The organism is Parasedimentitalea psychrophila, from assembly GCF_030285785.1.
Classification (GTDB): Bacteria; Pseudomonadota; Alphaproteobacteria; order Rhodobacterales; family Rhodobacteraceae; genus Parasedimentitalea; species Parasedimentitalea psychrophila.
In genome coordinates, this window is the sequence record NZ_CP127247.1 from 931,179 (window position 1) to 956,441 (window position 25,263).

Here is a 25,263-nt window from a genome sequence, read left to right on the forward strand (position 1 = left end):
CCGGCGGCCCTCAATAAATCTCGAACAAGCCCGCCGCGCCCATGCCGCCGCCGATACACATGGTGACCACCCCCAGCTTGGCACCCCGTCGCTTGCCCTCGCGCAGGATATGGCCGGTCATCCGGGCCCCGGTCATGCCAAAGGGATGGCCAATGGCGATCGAGCCGCCGTTGACGTTGCATTTCGCATCATCAATGCCCAGCCGGTCGCGACAGTACAGCGCCTGTGATGCAAAGGCCTCGTTCAGCTCCCAGATATCAATATCATCGACCTTCAGCCCGTGACGCTGCAGCAGACGCGGCACCGCAAACACCGGGCCAATGCCCATCTCGTCTGGCTCGCAGCCTGCGACACAGAAGCCCTTGAAGGCGCCCATCGGCTCAATGCCCTGCTGCTCGGCCTGTTTGCTGTCCATCAGCACCAGCGCCGCCGCACCGTCCGACAGTTGGCTGGCATTGCCGGCGGTGACAAAGCCGCCATCGCGCACCGGGTTCAACCCCTGCAGCCCTTCGATCACCGTATTGGGGCGATTGCATTCGTCGCGGTCCACGGTGGTCTCGTGCATCGAGACCTCGCCGCTGTCCTTGTCCTTGACTGCCATGGTGGCCAACATCGGGGCGATTTCATCGTCAAACAAACCCGCCGCCTGTGCGGCTGCAATCCTTTGCTGACTGCGCAGCGCATACTGGTCCTGCGCCTCGCGGCTGATACCATAGCGCTGTGCGACAATATCGGCGGTCTCAATCATCGCCATGTAGATGGCCGGCTTGTGCTCGGCGATCCAAGCGTCCTGCGCCGCGCGCAGCTTGGGCTGCACCATCGAGATGCTCTCGACGCCACCTGCCACCATCGGGCCCGCGCCCTCAGAGGTGATCGCGTTGGCGGCCAGGGCAACGGTCTGCAACCCCGAGGAACAGAACCGATTCACGGTCATGCCCGCAGCGCTGATCGGAAGCCCCGCCCGCATCGCAATCTGGCGGGCAATATTACCGCCGGTCTCCGCTTCGGGAAAACCACAGCCAATGGCGCAATCCTCAATCATGCCGGGATCAATTCCGGCACGGGCAACCGCAGCCTGCACCGCATGGCCGCCCAGAGTGGCGCCATGGGTCATGTTGAACGATCCGCGAAAGGATTTGGCCAGCCCGGTGCGGGCGGCCGAGACAATGACAGCCTGTTTCATCTCAACTGGCCTCCTTGTTCAGATCGTCAAAGCAACGACCGTCCGCCACCAGTTGCTGCAGCAGAGGGGCCGGTTGCCAGAAGAAGTCATCGCCTTTCGCATAGGTGTTGATATCCGCCAGAATGTCATCCAGCCCGACAATATCGGCCCATTTCAGCGGCCCACCGTGGTAGCGCGGAAAACCATAGCCAAACAGCAGCGTCATATCCACGTCCAGCGGCCGCCGGGCGATGCCCTCGCCCACCACCTTGGCCGCCTCATTGACCATGGCACACATATAACGGCGGGTGATTTCCGCGTCCGTAAAGACGCGCGGGGTAAGGCCCAGTTCGGCGCGGTTGGCGTCAATCAGCCCCGGCACATCCGGGTTCGGGGTGCCGCCGCGTTTGCCCGCCTCGTAGACATAATAGCCCTTGCCGGTTTTCTGACCGAAATGGCCATCTTCACACAGCTTGTCGGGAAAGCTGGGCACCCGTTCGCGCGCATCGCGCGTTGGTGCCAGCCGTTTGCGCGCCGCCCAGCCGATATCGAGCCCGGCCAGATCGGCCACCGCAAATGGCCCCATGGCAAAGCCAAACGCGGTCATGGCAGCGTCGATCTGATAGGGGCTGGCGCCATCCAGAATCATGTGATCGGCGCAAGCGCGATAGGCGGCCAGAATGCGATTGCCGATAAAGCCATCGCAAACCCCGGAGCGCACCGAGATCTTACCCAGCATCTTGCCCAGCGCAAAGCCGGTGGCAACCACGTCGATGGCGGTCTTGTCGGCCACCACCACCTCAAGCAGTTTCATCACATGGGCGGGCGAGAAGAAATGCAGCCCGATCACGTCCTCAGGTCGCGAGGTGCAGGCGGCGATTTCATTGATATCCAGATAGGAGGTGTTGCTCGCCAGTATAGCCCCCGGTTTGCAGACGGCATCCAGCTGGGTGAACACGGTCTTCTTGACCGACATGTCCTCGAATACCGCTTCGACCACCAGATCCACCTGCGCCAAAGCACTGTAATCCGTGGCCAGTGTCAGCGCCTGTGTGGTTAGCGCGGTGAATTGATCGGCGCTGATCTTGCCACGTTTCACCGCTCCCTTCAGATTGCCCTCAATCCGACCCTGGGCCGCAGCGGCAGCAGCGTCGGTCATTTCAAGCATGGTGACCTTTAGCCCCGACAGCAGCGCCGCAGTGGCGATACCCGCCCCCATGGTGCCACCGCCAATGACGCCCATCTCGGCCAACACCCGCGGCGCAACGCCTTTTAGCTCGGGCAGTTTTGACACCGCACGCTCTGAGAAGAACGCGTGGATCATCCCCAGCCGCTGGTCCGAGTTCATCAGCTCCATGAACAATTCCCGTTCGCGCCGCAGCCCAGCCTCAAAACTGTCTGCCTCGCAGGCGGCCTGTACCGCCCGCAATGCGGTGGCCGGAGACAGCTGGCCCCGGCCTTTCTTAAGCAGCGCGACATGCATAGCGTCAAAATCCACGCCCTTGGGCGCAGGCAGGTCACAGACCGCACGACGCGGCGCGCCAGCCTCCAGCAGCTCCTGGGTATAGGCAAGACCGATTTCGCGCGGCTCTCCCTCGACAACACGGTCGATGATGCCATTTTCCAGCGCCTTGGCGGCACCAATCGGACGGCCGGTGGTAATCATATCCAGTGCCATCCCGACCCCAGCCACTCGAGGCAATCGCTGGGTGCCCCCTGCGCCGGGCAGAATGCCCAGATGAACCTCGGGCAGCCCCATCTTGGCGCTTGGCACAGCGATGCGGTAATGTGAGCTCAGCGCCACCTCCAGCCCGCCGCCCAGCGCGGTGCCATGCAGGGCGGACACCACGATCAGTGGCGAGGCTTCAATGCGGGTACAAAGATCCGCAAAGCTTGGGGCCTGCATTGGTTTGCCAAATTCGCGGATGTCGGCGCCGGCAAAATAGGTGCGCCCATCGCCGTAGATCAGCACCGCTTTGGCGCCCTCAGTCTCGGCCCGCTCAAACCCAGCCAGCAGCCCCCGACGCACATCAAGACCCAGTGCATTCACCGGCGGATTTTGCGCCGTCAGCACCGCAATGTCACCAACCCGTTCATATCTAATGGCGTCGCTCATCCGTTTTCCCCTTATCAGATGGGGCGCATCACTCCTGTGCCCCGATGTTGTGTTACTCTAGCCATGGGTGGCCTATCGCCGCCAAGCCCTTTGGGCCGGCGGCGATGGTCGAACCCTACGTCACTTGGTCAGCATCCAGCGGCGCACTGGCCTGCTCAGATTATCGCCTGTTCCAGCAAGGGTTGACCAGCCGCAATCCGATCATAGGCAAAAGGCGACAGATCCAGCGTTTCATAGCACCCCGAGACGATCCATTCAGCCAGCCCCCGCCCCATCGCCGGGGACTGCTGCAACCCGTGCCCCGAAAAGCCGTTGATCAGCATGAAATTTCCGACCTCAGGATGTGGCCCGAGAATCGCGTTCTGGTCCAGGGTGTTATAGGCATAATGCCCGACCCAGCTCTGCATCAGCTTCAGCGCGTCGAACTGCGGAATGCGTTCGGCAATGGCTGGCCAGACCTTTTCTTCCCACAGGGAATGGTCGGCAATAAAGTCGTCCGGCGCAACGGCCGGGTCCTCATGCGGTGGGCAGCCGGCCATGTAATATTTGCCGTCGCTGCGCACATGCACGCCGGAGGGATCAACCGTCAGTGGCAGATCCACCGCCAGAGGCCGCGCCGCCTCAAACACAAAGGTATAGCGCTTGCGCGGCTCAACCGGCAGCGAGACTCCCGCCATTTGCGCCACCAGCCCGGCGCGCGGACCGGCGGCATTCACCACATGGCCAGCGCCAACCCGGCTGCCATCTGCCAGCACCACACCGGTGATATGCCCGGCAGCGCGGGAAATGCCTGTTACCTCATTTCGGATAAACTCGACGCCGGCAGATTTTGCTTTGCGCCGCCACCAGTCGAACATGGATCCACCGTCAAAATAGCCCTCATCCACCGGATTGTGGCTGCCCACCCGGATGCCATCCAGATTGTAGAACGGGAATTTCTCGGCCAGCATCTCGGACGTCAAGATCTGCGTCCCAGCGCCCTCAGCCGCCTGCATGGCCTGCGCCGCCCGCAACACCTGCTCGCCCTCAGCCGTGGCCGCCAGATACAGGTAGCCAAAACTCTGCATATGCAGGTCCGGCACATCCGGATCACCGCCCATGTACTGGCGGAAATTGCGCAGGTAATCGGCGCCGAACTGGCTGACCTGCACGTTGATCGGCTGGGTGAACTGCTGGCGAATACAGCTGTTGCTATGGGCGGTCGAGCTCAGCTCATATCCAGGGTCGCGCTCTACTACCAGAACCGAGCCGTCAAAACCGGGATGATTGGCCAGAAACCAGGCCACCGAGGCCCCCATCATGGCGCCTCCAATGATCACAACATCATACGAGGACTGGTTGGGAGTAGTATCAATTTGCATGGGGGAAATCCGGTGTTAGAGGTCTTGCCAGCCAGCTGTATCGAAACGGTACAATTTGGCAAGCTCTGTGACTGCCCCCCATGAGCCAGACCGCGCCCGCGTTTTTCTAACCGGCCTTCACAGTGCCATTCTGCAGCCAAGCGCCAAACAAGTTCGGTGCGGATGTGGTGAACGCCCGGTCATTGATATGTCAGTCCAGCACATGCAGATCCACAGTGCCGGGACAGCCCGACGTGACGGCGTCACAAAAGGCCGCCAGGCCATCTGCGTCCTGCAGATCACCACCGAGCCGATCCCATTCATATCAACCCTTTCCGGGGCAACAGCATGGCCACCGGGCCAATTGCCTGCGACAATTCCCCACACAGAACACCCGCCACTTTGCTTCTGTCCTCTGTGGTCAGCGCTGCTGAGGTCAAAAGCCGGTTAGTCAACCTCGCAGATAATGTTCGCATTTGTCGGAAAAGCGCCCCACCGGGGTCTTTCCTGATCCTCCGCATGCCGCTGGGACTACAGGATCTCGCTTTAAGGCCGGTGAGAGCCGCAAATCTGCGCATTCTGCGCTTACTATGGGGGAGACCACGCCTTGACTTCCGAACCCGCTTGGGACCGAATGTTCAGTGCTTCAAGATGGTCTGATGCACCCAGACCTGATGTCCGATCCAGCGAAACTTTCCGAATACAGGACGTTGTCAAGGCACGCCCATAACCGCCGAGGCTCAATGCCTCGGCCTCAATCCGGTCAGCAATGGCAAAAAGCACCTTCTCCCGTGCGGCGGGGGACTGACGCGACCAGCGGTCATCGTCAAATGCCCGCCGCGCCGAAGCGGCAGCGTTGTGGACATCGGTTGATGTCTGCGATGGAACTTGTCTCGGACCGCCGTCATAAAACAACAATCACGATATCCAGCAAGAGACCTATCGCGCAGGGGCCATGGTGCGGATCTCAGGGGCCAATATAATCCTATCACCACCGCTGGTGCTCACTGCCGATAACGTCACGGGTACTCTGACCGCACTGGATGCCAGCTTTGCAGATGCGACCTGAGCTCTCGGTCGGCCACAGCCGCGCCCGGCCGCAGGTCGGGCGCCACCAGATACCATGGCGGGCCCGAAGCCTTGCTTCGGGCCCGCGCCTTCGGTGGCGCCGCTGCGCGGCGCGGTGGCGTTTGTTGCGCGGCCCCCGCAGAACGCAACCGGTTTGCATCACCCCGCCTGGAAAATGACGCGCCCAGGCAAAGCAGACTACCGTCCTGTACAATTCAGCAAATCTGAGTTTTGTTCAAATCCAGGCATCGCATCAGCGTGGCGCTGTGCTGCCCTGTTTTTTACAAAGGTGATTTACAATGCCCTCCGCCCCCGCGGCCGCCCTGCGGCCAGCCCTCGCCACCGATTGTTCCAGCCTGGCGGCGCTGTCGATCGAGGTTTGGCTTAACAGCTATATCCGCGAGGGTATCAGCGGCTTCTTTGCCGACTATGCCCTCGCGGAATTCACTGCGGATCGCTTTGCCCGGATATTGGATGACCCATCTGAACTGATTTTGGTCTCTCAGAACCGCACCGGAATTGACGGTTATATCCGGCTACGCAGCGGCCAGAATTCGCCAGAGGGCCGCGCCTCAGATACCGAAATTGCCACGCTTTACGTCCAGCCCCGCCATCAGGGAAAAGGCATCGGCCTGCAGCTTCTGCGCGCGGCCCTGGCTGGCGGTGAACTCTGAAAACACCGGGGCCATCGCATTTTACCAGCGCCACGGCTTTACCCCTGTCGGTCAGACATATTTCCAAATTCAGGATACAGCCTATCTGAATGACATCCTGCAATACGGGTCCTAAACCACCCAGGCCATGCGCATAACACGTTACAGTTTCTTCTACACAGGCCAGACACTGTTACATTTCTCTTGCCACGAATCACACCGCGCCCTATCACCGACCTACCGGTCGGATTATTTATGACCGTTCGAGGAGACTTTGACACCATGGACGCTTTCATCTGCGACGCAACCCGGACCCCCATTGGCCGATATGGCGGCGCTTTGTCGTCGGTGCGCACTGACGATCTGGCGGCCTCGCCGATCGCCGCATTGATGGCCCGCAACCCTCAGGTGGACTGGGCCAGCATCGACGATGTGATCTATGGTGACGCCAACCAGGCCGGCGAAAGCAATCGCAACGTGGCCCGCATGGCGGCGTTGCTGGCCGGGCTACCCACCGATGTACCCGGCACCACCATCAATCGCCTCTGCGCCAGCGGCATGGATGCGGTGGGCATGGCCTCACGTGGGATCAAGGCTGGCGACTATGACATGGCCATCGCTGGCGGTGTGGAAAGCATGAGCCGTGCGCCGTTTGTGATGCCCAAGCAGACATCGGCTTTTGGCCGTGCAAATGCGGTATATGACACCACCATCGGCTGGCGCTTCGTCAACCCAAAGATGGACAAAATGTACGGCACCGACTCGATGCCGCAAACCGCTGACAATGTTGCAGCTGACTACAATATCAGCCGCGAAGACCAGGACGCCTTTGCCGCCCGCAGCCAGGCCCGCTGGGCCGCCGCCCATGAGGCTGGTGTCTTTGGCGATGAAATCACCTCTGTCCAGGTGCCACAGCGCAAGGGCGATCCGGTGATTGTCGATACTGACGAACATCCCCGCCCCGGCACCGGTGCAGACAGGTTGGCCAAACTGCGTGGCGTCAACGGCCCAGAGATGACCGTGACCGCCGGCAATGCCAGTGGCGTCAACGACGGTGCTGCGGCCATTCTGCTGGCCAGTGAAGCTGCCGCTGCCAAAAACGGACTAAAGCCGATGGCCCGCATCATTGGCATGGCGGCGGCCGGGGTTGAGCCCCGTATCATGGGCATCGGCCCGGTGCCCGCCACCCGAAAATTGCTGGCCCGCACCGGGCTCACCATTGAGCAGATGGATGTGATAGAATTAAACGAGGCCTTTGCGGCACAGGGGCTGGCCACATTGCGCGAACTTGGCGTTGCCGATGATGCACCCCATGTTAACCCCAACGGCGGCGCCATCGCCATCGGCCACCCGCTGGGCATGTCTGGTGCCCGGTTGGTGCTGACCGCCGCCTATCAATTGCAACGCACCGGTGGGCGCTATGCGCTGTGCACCATGTGTGTCGGCGTTGGACAGGGCACCGCCCTGATCCTGGAACGCGTATAAGGGAGACCTAGATCATGTATGCACAGATGGTTCAATCAACCGGCAAAGATGTCAAAACCACTGCCGAAATGACGCCGGAAGAAGCCGCCTTTCAGGCCCGTATCGACGCCGGTGAGAAAATCGAGCCCAAGGACTGGATGCCGCCGGCCTATCGCAAGACTCTGATCCGTCAAATTGGCCAGCACGCCCATAGCGAAATCGTTGGCCAATTGCCCGAGGGCAACTGGATCACCCGTGCCCCGACGCTAGAGCGCAAGGCGATCCTGCTGGCCAAGGTTCAGGACGAGGCCGGCCATGGCTTGTATCTGTATTGTGCCGCCGAAACGCTGGGCGTGTCGCGGGATGATCTGACCGAAATGCTGCTGGACGGCCGCATGAAATACTCGTCGATCTTCAACTACCCGACCCTGAACTGGTCCGACATCGGTGCTGTGGGCTGGCTGGTCGATGGCGCTGCGATCATCAACCAGGTGCCCCTGCAGCGGACCTCGTTTGGCCCCTATGCCCGCGCCATGGTCCGGGTCTGCAAAGAAGAGAGCTTTCACGCGCGGCAGGGATTTGACGCCATTCGCAAGATGGCCGAAGGCACCCCGGCGCAAAAGAAAATGGCGCAGGATTCAGTCAACCGTCTGTGGTTCCCGGCGCTGATGATGTTTGGCCCTCCTGACAAGGACTCGGTCCACTCGGAACAGTCGATGGCCTGGCGGATCAAGATGAACACCAATGACGAGCTGCGTCAGAAGTTTGTCGACCAAACCGTGCCACAGATCGAATTCCTCGGTCTCGACCTGCCGGATCCCGGCACCAAGTGGAACGAGGAGCGCGGCCATTATGATTACACCGATCCCGACTGGTCGGAGTTCTTTGATGTGATCAAAGGCAACGGCCCTTGCAACGTCGACCGGCTCGCCGCCCGCAACAAGGCATGGGACGACGGCAAATGGGTCCGCGACGGGCTGCTGGCCCACGCCAGAAAGAAAGCCGCTGCCAAGGTTGCAGCCGAATAATCTCTCGAGGAGGAATTGAACATGAAAAACGAATGGCCCCTTTGGGAAGTCTTTATTCGCGGTCAACACGGCATGAGCCACCGCCATGTGGGCAGCCTGCACGCGCCTGACGCGCAAATGGCGATCAAGAACGCCCGCGACGTCTATACCCGTCGCAACGAAGGTCAGTCGATCTGGGTGGTTGAGGCCAACCACATCGCCGCCTCCTCGCCCAGCGACAAAGGCCCGCTGTACGAACCCTCGGAATCCAAGGTCTACCGTCACCCAACCTTCTTTGACATTCCTGACGATATTGGAGCTATGTAATGACCGCCCCAACCACAAGGGACGACGCTTTTTTGCAGTTCCTGCTCAGGATGGGCGACAACACCCTGATCCTGGGCCACCGGGTCAGCGAATGGTGTGGCCATTCCCCGGTTCTGGAGGAAGATATCGCGCTGGCCAATACCGCGCTGGACCTGATCGGTCAGACACAGTTCTGGCTGGGCCTTGCGGGCGAAGTACAGGGCGACGGGAAATCTGCTGATGACATCGCGTTCCTGCGCGACGTCTGGGATTTTCGCAACATTCTGCTGGTCGAGGTGCCAAATGGTGACTTTGGCCGCACCCTGATGCGCCAGTTCCTGTTTGATGCCTGGCATTCGATCCAACTTGGCCGGTTGATGACATCCTCGGACAGCCGGGTTGCCGCCATTGCCGAGAAAACCAGCAAGGAAGTGGCCTACCATCTGGAGCGCTCGGCTGACACTGTTGTTGGTCTGGGCGACGGCACCGAGGAAAGCCACCGCCGCATGCAAGAGGCGCTGGATTATCTGTGGCCCTATGTGGGCGAGATGTTCCAGTCAGATGCCATCGATATGGAAATGGTTGCCGCCGGTGTCGCCCCCGACCCGGCCAGCCTGCGCGACGAATACGATGCCTTGATCGGACGCATTATGGCCACTGCCACGCTGACCATCCCGGACAGCAGCTTTGGCCACAAGGGCGGTCGCACCGGCAAAATGCACACCGAACACCTGGGCCATCTGCTGACCCAGATGCAATGGCTGCAACGCGCCTATCCCGGTGCCAACTGGTAACCGGCCAGCAATTACATCCGGCTTCTTGCAAGAAACCGGGACGGAATTTTCAAAAATTCCGGTGCAAGACGCGACGTTTGGAACCCAAGGATGGCATGGACATGACGCGACCCTCCTCAGAGCAGATCTGGCAATGGCTGGATACCGTACCCGATCCGGAAATTCCGGTGATCTCGCTGGTAGATCTGGGCATCATTCGCGGCGTCGAGTGGAACGGCGATATGCTGACCGTCTCGGTCACGCCAACCTACTCGGGCTGCCCGGCCACCTCGATCATCAACCTCGATATCGAAACCGCGCTGCGCGATCACGGCATCGAAAAACTGGAACTGAAAACCCAGATTTCCCCGGCCTGGACCACCGACTGGCTCAGCGATAAGGGCCGCGCCAGGCTGGAAGACTACGGCATCGCGCCGCCGCAACCCGCAGGCGGGCCCGACCGCTGCCCCAACTGCCGCAGTACCAATCTCACCAAGGTCAGCCAGTTTGGCTCGACCCCCTGCAAGGCTCACTGGCGCTGCCAGGACTGCCTTGAACCTTTTGATTATTTCAAGTGCATCTGAGGAGAGACCCATGGCGCGCTTTCACGACCTGACCGTTACAGAGATTCACAAGACCATCCGCGACGCCGTGGTGGTCACCCTCAAGCCCGTCAATGGCGCGGCTGAGCATTTTGACTTTACCCAGGGCCAGTACCTGACCTTTCGCCGCGACTTTGACGGCGAAGAACTGCGCAGGTCCTACTCGATCTGTGCGGGCAAAGACGAAGGTATATTGCAGGTTGGCATCAAACGCGTTGACGGCGGTGCCTTTTCAACCTGGGCCAATCAGGACCTGAAGGTCGGCGACACTCTGCAGGCGATGCCACCGATGGGCAGCTTCTTCACTCCGGTTGCGGCGGATGCGCACAAACACTACCTCGGCTTTGCCGGCGGATCAGGCGTCACCCCGGTGCTGTCGATCCTGAAGACCACGCTCGCGTCTGAGCCCAACTCGCGCTTCACGCTGGTCTATGCCAACAAGGGGGTGAACACGATCATGTTCCGTGAGGAGCTGGAGGACCTGAAGAACCTCTATATGACCCGCCTCAACGTGATCCACATTCTGGAAAGCGACGCCCAGGAAATCGACCTGTTCACCGGGTTGGTGACAGAAGAGAAATGCGCTTTGTTGTTCCAGCATTGGATCGACATCAAAAACACCGACACCGCCTTTATCTGCGGTCCTGAACCGATGATGCTGGGCATCGCAGCTGCCCTGCGCACCGCCGGGCTGGACGACGCCCAAATCAAGTTCGAACTGTTTGCCAGCGCCCAACCGGGCCGTGCGGCACGCAAGGCGGTCTCAGCTGGTGCCACCAGCAGCGGCAACCTGACCCGCGCCGCCATCACCCTGGACGGCGCCACCCGCACCATCGAGATGGCCAAGGACCTGACCATCCTTGATGCCGCTTTGGGCAATGCTATGGATGTGCCCTATGCCTGCAAGGCCGGGGTCTGTTCGACCTGTCGCTGCAAGGTGATCGAAGGCGAAGTGGAAATGGCTGTCAATCACTCGCTCGAGGATTACGAAGTCGAAAAGGGCTATGTCCTGTCCTGCCAGTCCTATCCGGTGACCGACACCGTGGTGGTAGACTACGATCAATAAAACGTTGGATGGAGAGACCACCATGGCCGATGATATGAGCATTGAAAACTACCTCGCTGCCGGCGGCGTGCTGACCAGCCCCAGCAATGTGCCACCGCGCTACCGCGCTGAGTTGATGAAAATCATGGCGATCTTTGTCGACAGCGAACTGGCCGGTGCGGCTGGCTTTGCCGAGGTGATCAACGCCGGTCCCGGTGTCCGAGAACGGATGGCAGCCGCCAAGATCGTGTATGAAAAGACCGCCAACGCCGATCAAATCCTGACCCTGATGGGAGAGTTTGGCGCCGATACCACACGCTATGCCAACCACCACCCCTGGACCGCACGCCTGCCCCGGGAGGCCGCTGTCACCCAGCATCGCAGCGATCACGACATGCGGCTGGCGGTGTTCAACGCGCCGCTCACCGGCTGGGCAGATGCGGTGGTGATGAACCTGCTGATGGGTCTCGCTGTGGCGGTGCAGCTTGATGAGTTGCAGCAGGTCTCGTACCAGCCCCTGGCCGAGGCTTTTCGCACCATCCTGCCGATCGAGGCACAACATGCCGAACTGGCGGACAAAGGCCTGAGCACCCTGTCCGAACAGCGCCCCGCCGCCGCCTTGCAGGAATTGGTAAACTACTGGTGGCCCCGCGTCGCCGCCAGCTTTGGCACTGAAACTTCGCAGAAATTCGACGGGCTCAGGGCCATGGGGCTGCGTAAGAACAGCAACGCCGCGCTCAAGGCCCGCTGGCAGCAAGCGGCCACCGAGGCGCTGGCAAAACACGGATTGAAGCCCGCGTCCTGAGGTCGGCACCGATGGTCTCCCGCCCGGAACAAGGGCATCAAGGATGCCCGTTCCCGTTGGGCGTGGCGCGCCTGGCGGCGCGCAAACAGTGTGGTGGGTCAGCGGACCCGCGCTTGCAAACCTGTCATTTCATCACCGAAACAAGCGTCGAATCCACGCAGCCATGGCCCATATTTTGTCAAATCGGGTAAGCGCCTTGCAACATCCGCCTCAATCCGGGGGCTGGCCCAATAATCCTCGTTTGAAAGCAGGTTCTCAAGTGGGCTGGAGAAGGGATGATAGGAAGTGCTCAATACCGAGGCCCCAAGGGCTGTGCAGCGGTCCGCAGATTCTGAGCAGTTGCGACGACAAAACTGGGCCAATGGCTGAAGCGATGGTACGTTTATCGTATGGCTGATTGCAATTTCGGCGCCTCGACCACCTTCCCACAAATCGCGGGGAAAGAACTGCACCCAGCTCAGCCTGTCTTCAGCTGTAATGCCGTTTTCAATGTCTGAGGCGTTTATGCTTCTATACTTTCCCGGCAGAATAGAAACACCAGCATAATTCGGTGTCCTGCCTGATGGTATTCTTCTCAGAGAGTCTGCCAATACGATCGCGTCTTTTGGCAGATCCTCAACCGACAGCAAGGCATTACTGGCTTCGTCGGCAAAGCCATTTTGGATGAGCACGTTCGTTGTTCGAAGGCCCAAGGTGATCTCACCAAACGTCAAGAGTGCGATGGCAGGCCCTTCCCGCTCTCTGATGTTTTTGGACTGCAACAAGGCCAAGGCCAATGGCACATCCACCTGCGCCGTCTTCAGCCAGCTTTTACCCGACAATCCACCGGGTTGGCGCAGCAAGGCCACTCTTTCAGCCCGGGGCAGAGAACCGGTAACATGCGCATGAAGATGCGTTTCTTCGGCCACCCGCGCGAGAAATATCTGAGCGGCGCGATTGTCCTGCCGCGCCAGTTCCGCCAACTGGCTCAGCGCCCCCATGTCTTTCCCGTCCAACCAATCTTGCAGGGCAGTCTGAAAGGCAGGGCTATCCTGTCCGGGAATTTCGACCGCACTTGCAGGCAAAGCAAAAGTTAAGAGCAAAGCCACCAGGGCTGGGAAAAGAGGTTTCATCTGAGATCAATCAATCAAGGAATTTTTTATACCCGGAACCACAACTATAACTTTCGGTTGTGTTTAGAAGTGGAACGCAACCCCGAGGCGCATTGCCGCGCCGCCCAAGCATTGTCCTGGCCGATGCCAAATTGCCCGTACGCGCAACAGCCCCCCGAACGCATAACGGTCTGGACGGCTGACCCATTGCTGCCTAGGCTTCCCCAAACCTCATTTCGCCGAGACATCCCATGGCTTCAGACGACATTTATTTTGACAGCAGCTCCAGGGCGGCCAGAAAAGCGATGCATCTCGAAGGCCTTAAAGAAACGTCCCAGCACCGGGATGCGGCAATTCTTTGGCTTCGCAAGAATTACAAACGGCAAATTGGCAAATTGGGACCCCACCAGCTCATCAATCACTTTCAAAATGAGTCGGCGATCATCAACAAGGGGTATTTGACAGAAACACTGGCCCAACACGATCAGCAGCGAACCAAAAACTCACTGGAGATGTCGCAATTTTACCGGGAGAGTTATCGACTGTATGACCCCGCCGAGCGGCAAATGTTTTTCAGCCAGCTGCCCGAGATCGACACAGCTGACAATCTATGGATCTATAAGCCCGGCAACAATTCAAGGGGCCGTGGCATCAAGATCATGTGGCAGTTCGACGAATTGCGGGCGCAATATGCCGCGCTGGGACAGCAGCCGATTACGGCCAAGCGTGATCAGGGAATCATGCAGCGGTACATAAACAACCCGTTGCTGTTGGAGGGGCGAAAATCCGAACTTCGGGTCTACTGGCTTATTGCCAGTCTCGATCCGTTGCTGGTGTTGCTATATCCCGAGGCGACAGTGCGGCTCAACAGCCTGCCCTACAAACTTGACGATTTTGACAATCAACTGGTGCATGTGACCAATGTTTATCAGCAAAAAAACCACCCCGGCTATGATCCGAGCGTGGTTTTGAAATGGAAATTCGAGGACCTGGGGCGCTATTTATCCCAACAGCTTGGAATTACCGATGCAGACTTCCTTCAGGCTAAATTAATTCCGCAAATCCGGCGAATACTTCATACGGTGTCCTTGGCGTCGCGCGAAAGACTGAAACTAAGATATCCAAAACAAGGGGATTGTTTTGCGGTGTTTGGCGCCGATCTGATGCTCGATCAAGACCTAAATCCCTGGCTACTGGAGGTGCAGAAAAGCCCTGGCTTGAGCTTTAGCGACGTGGTGAAACGCGATGTCATCCCGCCAATGCTCGGCGAGGCGGCAAGAATTATGCTGGAAATTCGCAATCGTCGGCGCAACGGTCAGTGCCTCAAAGGCTTACAAAGCGTCGACAAATACCAATGGGTTGTAAATGAGGCCGAGTGAAATCCCGTCATCACCGGATAAAGCCACCTTTTCAACACCCCCTCCCTAGCCAAGGCTGAGCTGAGCCGCCTGGCCAGTCCTTTCGCGCCGCGCTGCAGCCTCAGGCGCAGCCCATAAAAGGTCTGGACGGCTGACCCATTGCTGCCTAGGCTTTGCGCAACCCTATTTCCTTGTTGAGGCACCCTGATGGCGACTGGCAGCAATATCCGCACTTATTTCAATGGCAGTTGGCACGACGGCAACCTGCCGATCATGCGGGCTGCTGATCACGCGGCCTGGCTTGGCTCTTCGGTGTTTGACGGTGCGCGTCTTTTTGATGGGCTGACCCCTGATCTGGACCTGCATTGCGCCCGCATCAATCGCTCGGCCGAGGCCCTGATGCTGACTCCGACCGTTACCGTTAGCGACATGGTGGAGATCGCGCACGAAGGTCTGGCGTCATATGACACTGGTGCCGCAGTCTATATCCGGCCGATGTACTGGGGTATCGACGGCGATGTCACCGCCATCGTTCCCTCGCCCAACGCCACCGGATTTGCGCTGTGTCTGGAGCAAATTCCGATGGCCCCCGCCAGTGCCAGTGCCACCCTGACCCGCACCCGGTTCTGTCGCCCGGTGCTGGACAGCGCGGTGGTCAACGCCAAGGCCGGCTGCCTGTATCCCAACAACGCCCGCATGCTGCGCGAGGCCCAGTCCAAGGGGTTCTCTAACGCGCTGGTGCTGGATCCCCTTGGCAATGTGGCAGAAACCGCCACCGCCAATATCTTTATGGTACGCGACGGAGAGGTGTTTACCCCAATCGCCAATGGCACCTTCCTTAGCGGCATCACCCGCGCCCGCCATATCACCAACCTGCGCGCCAATGGCATCACCGTACACGAGACGGTGCTGGGCTATGCTGATTTCGAGACGGCGGACGAGGTGTTCACCTCTGGCAACATGAGCAAGGTCACCCCGGTCACCGCTTTTGACGATTGCCAGTATCAAATAGGCCCCGTGACAAAACAACTGCGTGAAATGTATTGGGATTGGGCGCGATCGCATGACTGACCTGCGCCAGAGCGCCGTGACCCTTATTATTGGGGGAATCGGAGCTCTGGTGGCGCTTGCCATCGGCATGCCTATGGCCTTGCTGGCCGGCCCAGCCGTGGCGGTTGCGCTTGCAGGCCTTTGCGGGTTTCAGACCGGCATTGCCCCGGCACTGCGAAACGCCGGTTTTCTACTGGTTGGGCTGAGCATCGGATCAATGATTGGCCCGGACAGTATTCAGGCGATGATACGCTGGCCTATTGCCTTTTTCATGCTGGCAATTCTAACACTGATAACGCCGTGGATTGGCCGCTGGTTGATTCCACGCCTGCTGCCCTTTGGTCGCGACGAAGCCTTTCTGGCCTCTGCTCCCGGCCATCTGAGTCTGGTGATTGCGCTGGCAGACAGCCTGTCGCTGTCTTTGACGCGACCAGTGGTGCTGGCGTCGATCCGCCTTATGGTGTTGACGCTGGTGGTCCCGCTGGCGGCGCAGGCTGCCGGGATGGACATTGGGGCAGGCCTGCCACGCGGCTATGGCTCCACTTCCTGGGTCTGGCTTTTGCTACAAATTGCTGCCGCCCTGGCCCTGTCTCCCGTCCTGCACTGGCTCAAGCTGCCAGCCCCGACCCTGCTGGCCGGGATTATGGTGGCGGCCAGCACCCACCTGACCTCAGTCACCACCGGCACCCTGCCAGACTGGCTGGCACAGGGGGCGCTGGTGCTGATGGGAAGCCTGATTGGCACCCGCTTTAGCGGCATGAGTTGGCAGGACCTGCGCCACAGCCTGTTGGCCGGCCTGTCTATTGTTGTCCTGACATCAGGTCTTGCTGTTGCCTTTGCTATTCCAGCCGCCCAGCTTTCCGGGCTGCCGATCATCGATGTATTGCTTGGGTTTGCCCCCGGCGGATTGGAAACCATGATCATTGTGGCGGCCGCAATGGGCGCGGATCCAAGCTTTGTCGCGGCGGCCCATGTGTTCCGTCTGCTGATACTGGCGATCGTACTCACACTTTATGCCACACACATACACCGCAAGGGCAACAAGGAAACTGATGGACAGCGGTCCCCCCCTCGGGCAGATTAAGCAAGATTGTGGAGGACCGAGATGCGCAAATTTCTTGTGGTGCTGGATGACAGCCGCGAATGCCTGAACGCCATGCGCTTTGCCGCCATGCGGGCCGCAAATACCGGTGCGGGTGTCGAAATCCTGTCAATCATTCCCCCGGATGAGTTCAATCACTGGATCGGCGTCGGCGAGATGATCCGTGAGGAGGCCCGCGAACGCATCCATGCGCATTTTGAGGTGTTTGCCAAATGGATGCGAGACCGTCAGGGTGTCGACCCGGTTCTGGTGATCCGCGAAGGCGAACCCCTGCAGGAAATTATCGCCCATATCGAAAGCAATCCTGACATCGGCGTGCTGGTTCTGGGGGCCGGCAATGACCGCAAGGGCCCCGGCCCTCTGGTCAGCCAGCTCAGCCGCTCCTCGGGCAGCCTGCCGATCCCGATAACCGTGGTGCCGGGCGACCTCTCGAAGGAAAAGCTGGAAGCCATCACCTGATCCGCAGCCCGGCATTTGCGCCCCGGAAAGCGTCAGGGGCCTAATTAGAATCGTTCTAATCCTTGACTTGATTGGCTGTCGGGCGCATATCGGTGGCAGCTTTACGGAGACCCGATATGTTCATTCAGACTGAATCCACGCCCAACCCGGCGACGCTGAAATTCCTTCCGGGTCAGACCGTGCTCGAAGTTGGCACCGCCGACTTCCCCTCCTCCGACACCGCCGAAAAGTCACCGCTGGCAACGCGTATCTTCGCCGTGAGCGGTGTTGCCGGAGTGTTCTTTGGCAATGATTTTATTACTGTGACCAAGGCGGAAGCCATCGAGTGGGATCACATCAAGCCGGCCATTCTGGGCGCGGTGATGGAGCATTACCAGTCCGGTCAGCCGGTGATAGCCGAAGACGGCACAGCGCCTGCCTCTGGCCATGCCGAACACAGCGGTGAAGACGCTGAAATCGTCAACCAGATCAAGGAACTGCTCGATAGCCGGGTGCGCCCTGCGGTGGCCCAGGATGGCGGCGACATCACCTTTCACGGCTTTGACCGCGGCGTGGTCTATCTGCACATGCAGGGCGCCTGCGCGGGTTGCCCCTCGTCCACTCTGACCCTGAAAATGGGCATCGAGAACCTGCTGCGCCATTATATCCCCGAAGTGACCGAGGTCCGTCCTGTTGCCGTCTGAGCCACTGATACTGGGGTTTGACACATCGGCCGCGCACTGCGCGGCCGCTTTGCTGCGCGGCGACCAGATCATTGCCCAGCGCATAGAATTGATGACCCGCGGTCAGGCCGAACGCTTGATGCTGCTGCTGCAAGAGATTCTTGCTGAGGGCGGTGCCAGCTGGAGCGATTTGACAGCCATTGGTGTGGGCGTGGGTCCGGGCAATTTCACCGGCATCCGCATCGGCGTCTCTGCCGCTCGCGGGCTGGCGCTGGGGCTTGATATACCCGCCGTCGGCGTCACCGGTTTTGAGGCGCGCCAGATCGATGGTGCCCTACCCGCAATCCCTGCCCCGCGAGATCAGGTCTATGCTGCACTGCCGGATCAGGCACCGCGTCTTATGTCAGCCTCCGAGGCCACTGAGGCCGCCCGCGATGCCGGGCTAACCTTTGCGCCCGAGGCAACCCCGGCAGGAATGGCCGAGGCCATCGCCCGCTGCACCGCGCAGCGGTATGACACCATCACCGCCGCCCCGGCGCCGCTGTATCTGCGCGCCGCCGATGCCGCCCCCTCGCGGGATGTGCCGCCGAAGCTGCTTGATGACTAGCCCGCCGTCCCCGGCGGCTATGGCCACCACCCATGCCGCTGCATTTACCCAGTCCCGGCCCTGGACCGAAGCCGAATTTACGGCGTTGCTGGACAGCCCTTTGACCTTTGCTGTCGGCGATGAGCGCTGTTTCGCGCTGGTGCGGGTGATTGTGGACGAGGCCGAACTGCTGACCATCGCCACCCACCCGGACCACCAGCGGCAGGGATTGGCGCGCGCGGTGATGACATCCTGGCGGCAATTGGCCAGCCAACGCGGCGCAGAAACCGCGTTTCTGGAGGTCGCCGCCGACAATGTCGCGGCCTGCGACCTTTATGCCACTTGCGGCTTCTCCATTTGCGGGAATCGCTCTGGTTATTACCGTCGCCCAAACGGCCCGGCGGTGGACGCCATCGTCATGCGACAGGCCTTCTCAGCCGCCAAATAGCTGTTGACCCAAGGCCAACACCCCGAAATCACACCAAATGGTCAAAAAGCGGTTGACCCCTTGGCCGGGCTACGGCCTTAATCATTGCACCTTTTGAGACACGTCTCTGACTGGGCGGCTGATACAAAATGTCGCCCCAAACAAAAACAACCGGGAGTACCCAAATGACTCTGATGAAATCCCTGATGGGAGCGGCCGCTACGATCGCCCTGACCGCTGGAGCTGCTCTGGCCGATCCGGCCCTCATCTTTGACCTTGGCGGCAAATTCGACAAAAGTTTCAACGAGGCCGCCTTTGCCGGCGCTCAGCGTTGGGCTGAAGAAACCGGCGGTTCATTCCGCGAAGTTGAACTGCAGTCCGAAGCCCAGCGTGAGCAGGCCCTGCGTCGTTTCGCCGAAGCCGGTTCAAACCCCATCGTGATGGCTGGCTTTGCCTTCTCTGACGCCCTGAGCCAGGTCGCACCTGACTACCCAGACACCAAATTCGCCGTTATCGATGTTGACTGGCTCGACATGCCCAACGTACGCGGCATCGGCTTTCAGGAGCACGAAGGGTCGTATCTGGTTGGCATGATGGCTGCTCTGGCCTCCGAATCCGGCACCGTTGGCTTCATTGGCGGCATGGATATCCCGCTGATCCGCAAATTCGCCTGTGGCTATGCCCAGGGCGTCATGGCGGCCAACCCCGACGCCAAGATCATTTCCAACATGACCGGCACCACTCCGGCGGCCTGGAACGACCCGGTTAAGGGCTCCGAGTTGACCAAGGCCCAGATCAGCCAAGGCGCTGATGTGGTCTATGCGGCGGCCGGTGGCACCGGTGTTGGCGTTCTGCAGACCGCCGCCGACGAAGGCATCCTGTCAATCGGCGTCGACAGCAACCAGAACCACCTGCACCCGGGCAAGGTACTGACCTCGATGATGAAGCGCGTGGACAATGCGGTATTTGATGCCTTTACTCAGGGTGAAAACCTTGAAAGCGGCAATTTTCACATGGGTGTCGCCAATGGCGGCGTCGGCTATGCATTGGACGAGCACAACGCCGCCCTGGTCAGCGCTGAAATGCAGACCGCAGTGGATGCCGCATCGGCCAAAATCGCATCAGGTGAGCTGACCGTGCACAACTACATGTCCGACGACAGCTGCCCGGCTCTGAACTTCTAAGCCTGGTCGCAAACAAGTCTACGGGGCCGCGCACCTATGCGCGGCCCTTTTCCCTAGCCGCGCTTGCAAGCCATGTGTTCAGATCCGACTTAGACATCCCCGGCCTGTCCAATGACATCACATGCGCGCAGAAAGAGACATCCCTCGGAACAGGAACTGGTGAATGACCGTTACCCCAGCCATTGAATTAAGAGGCATTTCCAAAGCCTTTGGCCCGGTCCAGGCCAACAAGGACATCTCGATCAGCGTCGCCCCGGGTACCATCCACGGTATCATCGGCGAAAACGGCGCGGGCAAATCAACCCTGATGAGCATCCTGTATGGGTTCTACAAGGCCGATAAGGGCGAGATCTGGATCAACGGCAAGAACACCGTGATCCCCGACAGTCAGGCCGCTATTTCCGCCGGCATCGGCATGGTATTCCAGCACTTCAAACTGGTAGAAAACTTCACCGTGCTCGAGAATATCATCCTCGGAGCCGAGGATGGACGGCTGTTGAAACCGTCGTTGGCCAAGGCCCGCCGCATTCTGAAACAACTGGCCGCTGAATATGAGTTGAACGTCGACCCCGACGCCCGCATTGATGAAATCGGTGTTGGCAAGCAACAGCGGGTCGAAATCCTCAAGGCGTTGTATCGTCAGGCCGACATTCTGATTCTGGACGAGCCCACCGGGGTATTGACCCCGGCTGAGGCAGACCAGCTGTTCCGCATTCTTCACCGGCTGCGCGAAGAAGGCAAAACCATAATCCTGATCACCCACAAGCTGCGCGAGATCATGGAGACCACCGACACCGTCTCTGTCATGCGCCGTGGGGAAATGACCGCCACGGTCAAGACCTCGGAAACCAGCCCGGCCCATCTGGCCGAGCTGATGGTGGGCCGTAAGGTGCTGTTGAAAGTGGATAAGGCTCCGGCCAAGCCGGGGGCTCCGGTGCTGGAGATCGAAAACCTGTCGGTTCGCGACGACGACGGGGTAGAACGTGTCAAAGGCATCAACCTGCAGGTCCGTGCAGGCGAGATCCTGGGCATCGCCGGCGTTGCCGGTAACGGCCAGTCGGAATTGCTCGAGGTGCTGGGCGGCATGCGCAGTGGCAAAGGTTCGATCCGCATGCAGGGCGTCGAGCTGCCGCTCTCCGGGTCCGGATCGCACGGTCAGGCCCGCCGCCGCGCCCATATCGCCCATGTCCCCGAAGACCGCCAGAGCGAAGGTCTGATCATGGACTTCCACGCCTGGGAAAACGTCGCCTTTGGCTATCATCGCGACCCGATCTATCAATCCGGCATATTCATGAACAACGCCGCCCTACTCGCCGATACCGAAGCCAAGATGAAGAAATTCGACGTGCGCCCGCCAGACCCCTGGCTCGCCGCCAAGAATTTCAGCGGTGGCAACCAGCAGAAACTGGTGGTGGCGCGCGAGATTGAGCGCAATCCGGAGCTGCTGCTGATCGGCCAGCCCACCCGCGGCGTCGACATTGGCGCGATTGAGTTCATTCACAAGCAAATCGTCGAGCTGCGCGATCAGGGCAAGGCGATCCTTCTGATCTCGGTCGAGCTGGAAGAAATCCTGTCACTGGCCGACCGTGTGGCGGTGATGTTTGATGGTCACATCATGGGCGAACGCCTGCCGCATGAAACTGACGAAAAAGAACTGGGCCTGTTGATGGCTGGTGTCGCCGGGGAGGCCGCATAAGATGGAAAAGATGCCCAAATGGGCCGATGTGGTGCTGATCCCGCTGATCAGCCTGCTGTTGGCCGCCGCTATTTCCGCGCTGGTGATCCTCGCCATTGGTGAAGATCCCGTTGCAGCCGTCAAACTGATGGTTGATGGCGCGTTGGGGTCGACCTATGGCTGGGGCTATACGCTCTACTATGCCACCAACTTCCTGTTCACCGGGCTGGCGGTTTCCGTCGCCTTTCACGCCCGCATGTTCAACATCGGCGGCGAAGGCCAGGCGATGCTGGGGGGCTTGGGTGCGGCCCTTGTCTGTCTCTATATCCCCTGGCCCCACTGGTCGATGGCTCTGGCCGGCGGCGCTATTGGCGCGGCCATCTTTGGTGCCGCCTGGGCGGCCATTCCGGCCTATCTGCAGGCCAGACGCGGCAGCCACATCGTGATCACCACCATCATGTTCAACTTTATCGCTGCGGCGGTGCTGAACTATGTGCTGGTCAACCTGCTGCGGCCTGCCGGCTCCATGGACCCGGCCACCGCCCGGTTCTCCGATACGGTCCACCTGCCCACCCTGCACGAGCTGCTGGCCCCATTGGGCATCGAATTCTCCAAGGCGGCACCGGCCAATGTCAGCTTCCTGGTCGCCCTCGCCGCCTGCGTCTTTGTCTGGCTGCTGATTTGGCGCACCAAACTGGGCTATGAGATCCGCGCCTATGGCAAATCCGAGCAAGGCGCGCTCTACGCTGGTATCTCACCGTTCAAAATCACCATGATCGCCATGCTGCTCTCCGGCGCACTGGCGGGAATGATGGCCACCAACAACGTCATGGGCGAGGCCGAACGGCTGGTGCTGAACTCCACCGAAGGTGCGGGCTTTATCGGTATCGCAGTGGCCCTGATGGGACGGTCTCATCCCTTTGGCGTCTTCCTTGCGGCGATCCTGTTTGGCTTCCTGTATCAGGGCGGCGCCGAGCTGGCCCTGTGGACCAAGATCCCGCGGGAAATGATCGTAGTGATCCAGGCGCTGGTTATTCTGTTCACTGGCGCGCTGGACAACATGGTCCGGATGCCACTTGAAAAAATCTTTATCGCATTTCGGAAGGGAAAAGCCTGATGGATTTCCTGACACTCATCCAGGTTCTCGACAGCACAGTGCGTCTGGCCACCCCGCTGCTGCTGGCCTGTCTGGCCGGCCTGTTCTCAGAACGGGCAGGCATTTTCGACATCGGCCTTGAGGGCAAGATGCTTGCCTCAGCATTCTTTTCGGCTGCGGTTGCTGCAGTAACTGGCGACGTGTGGCTTGGTTTGCTGGCAGGGATTGCCGCTTCACTGGTGCTCAGCGGCTTGCACGGGCTGGCCTCAATCACCTTTCGTGGCAACCAACTGATCTCCGGCCTGGCGGTGACCATGCTGGCGCAGGGTTTTACCGTGGTGATTGCACAAAGGTGGTTCCAGCAGGGCGGTCGCACGCCATCGTTGATGACCGAAGGCCGCTTTGGCCCCATCACCTTCCCCTTTGCCGAGGCCATAGCAGAGGTGCCGGTGATTGGGCCAATCTACGCCGAGCTGCTCTCCGGTCACTCGATCCTGGTCTACCTGGCCTTTGCCGCCGTGCCCGCCTCCTGGTGGCTGCTCTATCGCACCCGTTTCGGCCTGCGCCTGCGCGCGGTGGGTGAAAACCCCGAGGCGGTGGATACGGCTGGCATCTCGGTGGTTGGCCTGCGCTTTGCCGCGGTGGGCATCTGCGGCGTGCTCTGTGGCCTTGCAGGCGCCTACCTCGCGACGTCACTACAGGCTGGTTTTGTCAAAGACATGACCGCAGGCCGTGGCTATATCGCCCTGGCTGCCCTGATCTTTGCCAAGTGGCGTCCCTGGCATGCCATGGGGGCCTGCCTGTTGTTTGGCCTCCTGCAGGCCGTCGCCCTGCGGTTCCAGAATATCGAGCTGGGCGGCATAACCATCCCGGTTCAGATGATGGACGCGCTGCCCTATATCCTGACGGTGGTGATCCTGGCTGGCTTTGTCGGCAAGGCGATCCCCCCCAAGGCCGGCGGCGAGCCTTATGTAAAAGAACGCTGACGGCCCACAGCCCGCTCTCCTGCATCAACAGCGCCCGGCCCCGTGTCGGGCGCTGTTTTTATTTGCCGCCAGGATCTCCCGCCCGTCGCCGGCCATCTGGGCGATGCCCGCTCCCGTTGGGCGTGGCGCCGGGCTCCGCCCGGCGCCACGCCCAAGTCTGATCAGGGTTTATCGGCCTTGCCGGTGCACCCTGCGGACGCGGGAGCCCACCGAGCAGGGAAATGTACCCGTTTAATAGGTCCAGTTTTCCAATCTCCGCAGCCCTAAGTTCTGCGCAGCGGCATCGGTGGTTGATTTTGGCTATCCGCCCGGTCTAACAAAGATAATGCAAATTTATCTTCCTATCGCCGAAGTCTCGGTCAATGCCTTCCTCTTACTGGGATTAGGTGGCTTGGTTGGGGTTTTATCAGGCATGTTCGGGGTTGGCGGCGGCTTTTTGATGACGCCGCTGCTGTTCTTTATCGGCATACCACCTGCCGTTGCCGTCGCCACCGAGGCGAATCAGATCGTGGCCTCCTCTTTTTCAGGCGTCCTGGCCCATTTTCGAAGGCAAACAGTCGACATCAAGATGGGATTGGTACTGCAGGCCGGCGGTCTGGTTGGGGCGGCCTTGGGTGTTCTGGTCTTCAATTACCTCAAGGCGCAGGGCCAGGTCGATCTTCTGGTCAAACTTTGCTACGTTGTCTTCCTTGGTGTCGTTGGCGGGCTGATGTTCATCGAGAGCCTGAACGCCATCTGGAAATCCAAGAAATCCGGAGGTGCTGCCCCTGCCCGCCGCCAGCGCAACTGGATTCACGCGCTGCCATTCAAGGTCCGGTTTCGCACATCCGGCCTGTATATCTCCGTCATCCCACCTATTCTGGTTGGTATCTGCGTTGGCATCCTTGCCGCCATTATGGGCGTTGGCGGCGGTTTCATCATGGTGCCCGCAATGATCTACATCTTGGGCATGCCCACAAAGGTTGTGATCGGAACCTCGCTGTTCCAGATCATCACCGTGACCGCCTTTACCACCATGCTGCATGCCACCACCAACTATACGGTGGATATTGTACTGGCCGTTCTGCTGCTGATCGGCGGCGTCATCGGTGCCCAGATCGGCACCCGCATTGGCGTCTACATGAAGGCCGAACAATTGCGCATTCTGCTGGCCCTGATGGTGATGATCGTCTGCGGCAAGCTGGCTCTGGACCTGCTGCTGACCCCCTCCGAGCTGTTCTCGCTTGGCGCCGGCGGAGGACATTGA

25 protein-coding genes are annotated in these 25,263 nt (G+C 60.0%); 20 read left to right on the forward strand and 5 right to left on the reverse strand.

Annotation, left to right across the window (positions count from 1 at the left end):
- Positions 1-10: 10 nt before the first annotated feature.
- The 4 genes from QPJ95_RS04470 to QPJ95_RS04485 form a co-directional block, all read right to left on the reverse strand.
- Entirely contained in the window at positions 11-1,183 is a 1,173-nt protein-coding gene (locus QPJ95_RS04470; RefSeq protein WP_270918447.1) for an acetyl-CoA C-acyltransferase, read from the reverse strand.
- A gap of 1 nt (position 1,184) precedes the next feature.
- On the reverse strand, positions 1,185-3,278 hold the full coding sequence (locus QPJ95_RS04475) for a 3-hydroxyacyl-CoA dehydrogenase NAD-binding domain-containing protein (protein WP_270918448.1): 2,094 nt from the start codon (positions 3,276-3,278) through the stop codon (positions 1,185-1,187).
- Between the two features lie 155 nt (positions 3,279-3,433).
- A complete protein-coding gene (locus tag QPJ95_RS04480; protein ID WP_270918449.1) occupies positions 3,434-4,639 on the reverse strand; it encodes an NAD(P)/FAD-dependent oxidoreductase in 1,206 nt (401 codons plus the stop codon).
- 567 nt (positions 4,640-5,206) lie between these two features.
- On the reverse strand, positions 5,207-5,536 hold the full coding sequence (locus QPJ95_RS04485; RefSeq protein WP_313851505.1) for an aldehyde dehydrogenase family protein: 330 nt from the start codon (positions 5,534-5,536) through the stop codon (positions 5,207-5,209).
- Positions 5,537-5,985: 449 nt separating this feature from the next.
- Between QPJ95_RS04485 and QPJ95_RS04490 the strand changes: the two genes are divergently transcribed.
- The 8 genes from QPJ95_RS04490 (at position 5,986) to QPJ95_RS04525 (ending at position 12,341) form a co-directional block, all read left to right on the forward strand.
- The gene (locus QPJ95_RS04490; protein WP_313851506.1) at positions 5,986-6,360 is read left to right on the forward strand and encodes a GNAT family N-acetyltransferase; all 375 of its coding nucleotides are present in this window, start codon (positions 5,986-5,988) and stop codon (positions 6,358-6,360) included.
- A 261-nt stretch (positions 6,361-6,621) separates the two neighbouring features.
- Positions 6,622-7,824 (forward strand): 3-oxoadipyl-CoA thiolase, encoded by a 1,203-nt coding sequence (gene pcaF / locus QPJ95_RS04495; protein ID WP_270918450.1) that lies wholly within the window; start codon positions 6,622-6,624, stop codon positions 7,822-7,824.
- Between the two features lie 14 nt (positions 7,825-7,838).
- Positions 7,839-8,831 carry a 1,2-phenylacetyl-CoA epoxidase subunit PaaA gene (gene paaA / locus QPJ95_RS04500; protein ID WP_270918451.1) on the forward strand — a complete coding sequence of 331 codons (993 nt, stop codon included), beginning with the start codon at positions 7,839-7,841 and terminating at the stop codon, positions 8,829-8,831.
- A gap of 21 nt (positions 8,832-8,852) precedes the next feature.
- The gene (gene paaB / locus QPJ95_RS04505; RefSeq protein WP_270918452.1) at positions 8,853-9,137 is read left to right on the forward strand and encodes a 1,2-phenylacetyl-CoA epoxidase subunit PaaB; all 285 of its coding nucleotides are present in this window, start codon (positions 8,853-8,855) and stop codon (positions 9,135-9,137) included.
- Positions 9,137-9,910 carry a 1,2-phenylacetyl-CoA epoxidase subunit PaaC gene (gene paaC, locus QPJ95_RS04510; protein WP_270918453.1) on the forward strand — a complete coding sequence of 258 codons (774 nt, stop codon included), beginning with the start codon at positions 9,137-9,139 and terminating at the stop codon, positions 9,908-9,910. Before paaB ends, paaC begins: the two co-directional genes overlap by 1 nt.
- Before the next feature lie 101 nt (positions 9,911-10,011).
- Positions 10,012-10,473 carry a 1,2-phenylacetyl-CoA epoxidase subunit PaaD gene (paaD, locus tag QPJ95_RS04515; RefSeq protein WP_270918454.1) on the forward strand — a complete coding sequence of 154 codons (462 nt, stop codon included), beginning with the start codon at positions 10,012-10,014 and terminating at the stop codon, positions 10,471-10,473.
- A gap of 10 nt (positions 10,474-10,483) precedes the next feature.
- Complete coding sequence (paaE, locus tag QPJ95_RS04520; RefSeq protein ID WP_270918455.1) at positions 10,484-11,557, forward strand: 1,2-phenylacetyl-CoA epoxidase subunit PaaE; 1,074 nt, start codon at positions 10,484-10,486, stop codon at positions 11,555-11,557.
- A 22-nt stretch (positions 11,558-11,579) separates the two neighbouring features.
- Positions 11,580-12,341 carry a Phenylacetic acid catabolic protein gene (locus QPJ95_RS04525; protein WP_270918456.1) on the forward strand — a complete coding sequence of 254 codons (762 nt, stop codon included), beginning with the start codon at positions 11,580-11,582 and terminating at the stop codon, positions 12,339-12,341.
- 98 nt (positions 12,342-12,439) lie between these two features.
- Here the strand turns inward: QPJ95_RS04525 and QPJ95_RS04530 are convergent, their stop codons facing one another.
- Positions 12,440-13,321: a hypothetical protein gene (locus QPJ95_RS04530; protein WP_270918457.1), complete on the reverse strand. Its 882-nt coding sequence runs from the start codon at positions 13,319-13,321 to the stop codon at positions 12,440-12,442.
- Positions 13,322-13,683: 362 nt separating this feature from the next.
- On the opposite strand from QPJ95_RS04530, the gene QPJ95_RS04535 reads away from it, so the two are divergent.
- The 12 genes from QPJ95_RS04535 (at position 13,684) to QPJ95_RS04590 (ending at position 25,263) form a co-directional block, all read left to right on the forward strand.
- A complete protein-coding gene (locus QPJ95_RS04535; RefSeq protein ID WP_270918458.1) occupies positions 13,684-14,811 on the forward strand; it encodes an ATP-grasp domain-containing protein in 1,128 nt (375 codons plus the stop codon).
- 186 nt (positions 14,812-14,997) lie between these two features.
- On the forward strand, positions 14,998-15,861 hold the full coding sequence (locus tag QPJ95_RS04540) for a branched-chain amino acid aminotransferase (RefSeq protein WP_270918459.1): 864 nt from the start codon (positions 14,998-15,000) through the stop codon (positions 15,859-15,861).
- Entirely contained in the window at positions 15,854-16,924 is a 1,071-nt protein-coding gene (locus tag QPJ95_RS04545) for an AbrB family transcriptional regulator (protein WP_270918460.1), read from the forward strand. Before QPJ95_RS04540 ends, QPJ95_RS04545 begins: the two co-directional genes overlap by 8 nt.
- Positions 16,925-16,945: 21 nt before the next feature.
- Complete coding sequence (locus QPJ95_RS04550; protein ID WP_270918461.1) at positions 16,946-17,401, forward strand: universal stress protein; 456 nt, start codon at positions 16,946-16,948, stop codon at positions 17,399-17,401.
- Between the two features lie 116 nt (positions 17,402-17,517).
- The gene (locus QPJ95_RS04555) at positions 17,518-18,084 is read left to right on the forward strand and encodes a NifU family protein (RefSeq protein WP_270918462.1); all 567 of its coding nucleotides are present in this window, start codon (positions 17,518-17,520) and stop codon (positions 18,082-18,084) included.
- Positions 18,074-18,670: a tRNA (adenosine(37)-N6)-threonylcarbamoyltransferase complex dimerization subunit type 1 TsaB gene (gene tsaB / locus QPJ95_RS04560; protein WP_270918463.1), complete on the forward strand. Its 597-nt coding sequence runs from the start codon at positions 18,074-18,076 to the stop codon at positions 18,668-18,670. The genes QPJ95_RS04555 and tsaB overlap by 11 nt, the downstream gene beginning before the upstream one ends.
- Positions 18,663-19,097 carry a GNAT family N-acetyltransferase gene (locus tag QPJ95_RS04565; RefSeq protein ID WP_270918464.1) on the forward strand — a complete coding sequence of 145 codons (435 nt, stop codon included), beginning with the start codon at positions 18,663-18,665 and terminating at the stop codon, positions 19,095-19,097. Before tsaB ends, QPJ95_RS04565 begins: the two co-directional genes overlap by 8 nt.
- A 164-nt stretch (positions 19,098-19,261) precedes the next feature.
- Positions 19,262-20,260: a BMP family lipoprotein gene (locus QPJ95_RS04570; RefSeq protein ID WP_270918465.1), complete on the forward strand. Its 999-nt coding sequence runs from the start codon at positions 19,262-19,264 to the stop codon at positions 20,258-20,260.
- A gap of 163 nt (positions 20,261-20,423) precedes the next feature.
- Positions 20,424-21,956: an ABC transporter ATP-binding protein gene (locus tag QPJ95_RS04575; protein ID WP_270918466.1), complete on the forward strand. Its 1,533-nt coding sequence runs from the start codon at positions 20,424-20,426 to the stop codon at positions 21,954-21,956.
- 1 nt (position 21,957) lies between these two features.
- The gene (locus QPJ95_RS04580) at positions 21,958-23,052 is read left to right on the forward strand and encodes an ABC transporter permease (RefSeq protein ID WP_270918467.1); all 1,095 of its coding nucleotides are present in this window, start codon (positions 21,958-21,960) and stop codon (positions 23,050-23,052) included.
- Positions 23,052-24,017: an ABC transporter permease gene (locus QPJ95_RS04585; protein ID WP_270918468.1), complete on the forward strand. Its 966-nt coding sequence runs from the start codon at positions 23,052-23,054 to the stop codon at positions 24,015-24,017. The genes QPJ95_RS04580 and QPJ95_RS04585 overlap by 1 nt, the downstream gene beginning before the upstream one ends.
- Positions 24,018-24,342: 325 nt before the next feature.
- On the forward strand, positions 24,343-25,263 hold the full coding sequence (locus QPJ95_RS04590) for a sulfite exporter TauE/SafE family protein (protein WP_270918469.1): 921 nt from the start codon (positions 24,343-24,345) through the stop codon (positions 25,261-25,263).

Bases quoted from the DNA above. Each gene is read 5' to 3' on its own strand.
- QPJ95_RS04470 (WP_270918447.1), bottom strand. From the start codon at position 1,183: ATGAAACAGGCTGTCATTGTCTCGGCCGCCCGCACCGGGCTGGCCAAA.
- QPJ95_RS04475 (WP_270918448.1), bottom strand. From the start codon at position 3,278: ATGAGCGACGCCATTAGATATGAACGGGTTGGTGACATTGCGGTGCTG.
- QPJ95_RS04480 (WP_270918449.1), bottom strand. From the start codon at position 4,639: ATGCAAATTGATACTACTCCCAACCAGTCCTCGTATGATGTTGTGATC.
- QPJ95_RS04490 (WP_313851506.1), top strand. From the start codon at position 5,986: ATGCCCTCCGCCCCCGCGGCCGCCCTGCGGCCAGCCCTCGCCACCGAT.
- pcaF (WP_270918450.1), top strand. From the start codon at position 6,622: ATGGACGCTTTCATCTGCGACGCAACCCGGACCCCCATTGGCCGATAT.
- paaA (WP_270918451.1), top strand. From the start codon at position 7,839: ATGTATGCACAGATGGTTCAATCAACCGGCAAAGATGTCAAAACCACT.
- paaB (WP_270918452.1), top strand. From the start codon at position 8,853: ATGAAAAACGAATGGCCCCTTTGGGAAGTCTTTATTCGCGGTCAACAC.
- paaC (WP_270918453.1), top strand. From the start codon at position 9,137: ATGACCGCCCCAACCACAAGGGACGACGCTTTTTTGCAGTTCCTGCTC.
- paaD (WP_270918454.1), top strand. From the start codon at position 10,012: ATGACGCGACCCTCCTCAGAGCAGATCTGGCAATGGCTGGATACCGTA.
- paaE (WP_270918455.1), top strand. From the start codon at position 10,484: ATGGCGCGCTTTCACGACCTGACCGTTACAGAGATTCACAAGACCATC.
- QPJ95_RS04525 (WP_270918456.1), top strand. From the start codon at position 11,580: ATGGCCGATGATATGAGCATTGAAAACTACCTCGCTGCCGGCGGCGTG.
- QPJ95_RS04530 (WP_270918457.1), bottom strand. From the start codon at position 13,321: ATGGGGGCGCTGAGCCAGTTGGCGGAACTGGCGCGGCAGGACAATCGC.
- QPJ95_RS04535 (WP_270918458.1), top strand. From the start codon at position 13,684: ATGGCTTCAGACGACATTTATTTTGACAGCAGCTCCAGGGCGGCCAGA.
- QPJ95_RS04540 (WP_270918459.1), top strand. From the start codon at position 14,998: ATGGCGACTGGCAGCAATATCCGCACTTATTTCAATGGCAGTTGGCAC.
- QPJ95_RS04545 (WP_270918460.1), top strand. From the start codon at position 15,854: ATGACTGACCTGCGCCAGAGCGCCGTGACCCTTATTATTGGGGGAATC.
- QPJ95_RS04550 (WP_270918461.1), top strand. From the start codon at position 16,946: ATGCGCAAATTTCTTGTGGTGCTGGATGACAGCCGCGAATGCCTGAAC.
- QPJ95_RS04555 (WP_270918462.1), top strand. From the start codon at position 17,518: ATGTTCATTCAGACTGAATCCACGCCCAACCCGGCGACGCTGAAATTC.
- QPJ95_RS04565 (WP_270918464.1), top strand. From the start codon at position 18,663: ATGACTAGCCCGCCGTCCCCGGCGGCTATGGCCACCACCCATGCCGCT.
- QPJ95_RS04570 (WP_270918465.1), top strand. From the start codon at position 19,262: ATGACTCTGATGAAATCCCTGATGGGAGCGGCCGCTACGATCGCCCTG.
- QPJ95_RS04575 (WP_270918466.1), top strand. From the start codon at position 20,424: ATGACCGTTACCCCAGCCATTGAATTAAGAGGCATTTCCAAAGCCTTT.
- QPJ95_RS04580 (WP_270918467.1), top strand. From the start codon at position 21,958: ATGGAAAAGATGCCCAAATGGGCCGATGTGGTGCTGATCCCGCTGATC.
- QPJ95_RS04585 (WP_270918468.1), top strand. From the start codon at position 23,052: ATGGATTTCCTGACACTCATCCAGGTTCTCGACAGCACAGTGCGTCTG.
- QPJ95_RS04590 (WP_270918469.1), top strand. From the start codon at position 24,343: ATGCAAATTTATCTTCCTATCGCCGAAGTCTCGGTCAATGCCTTCCTC.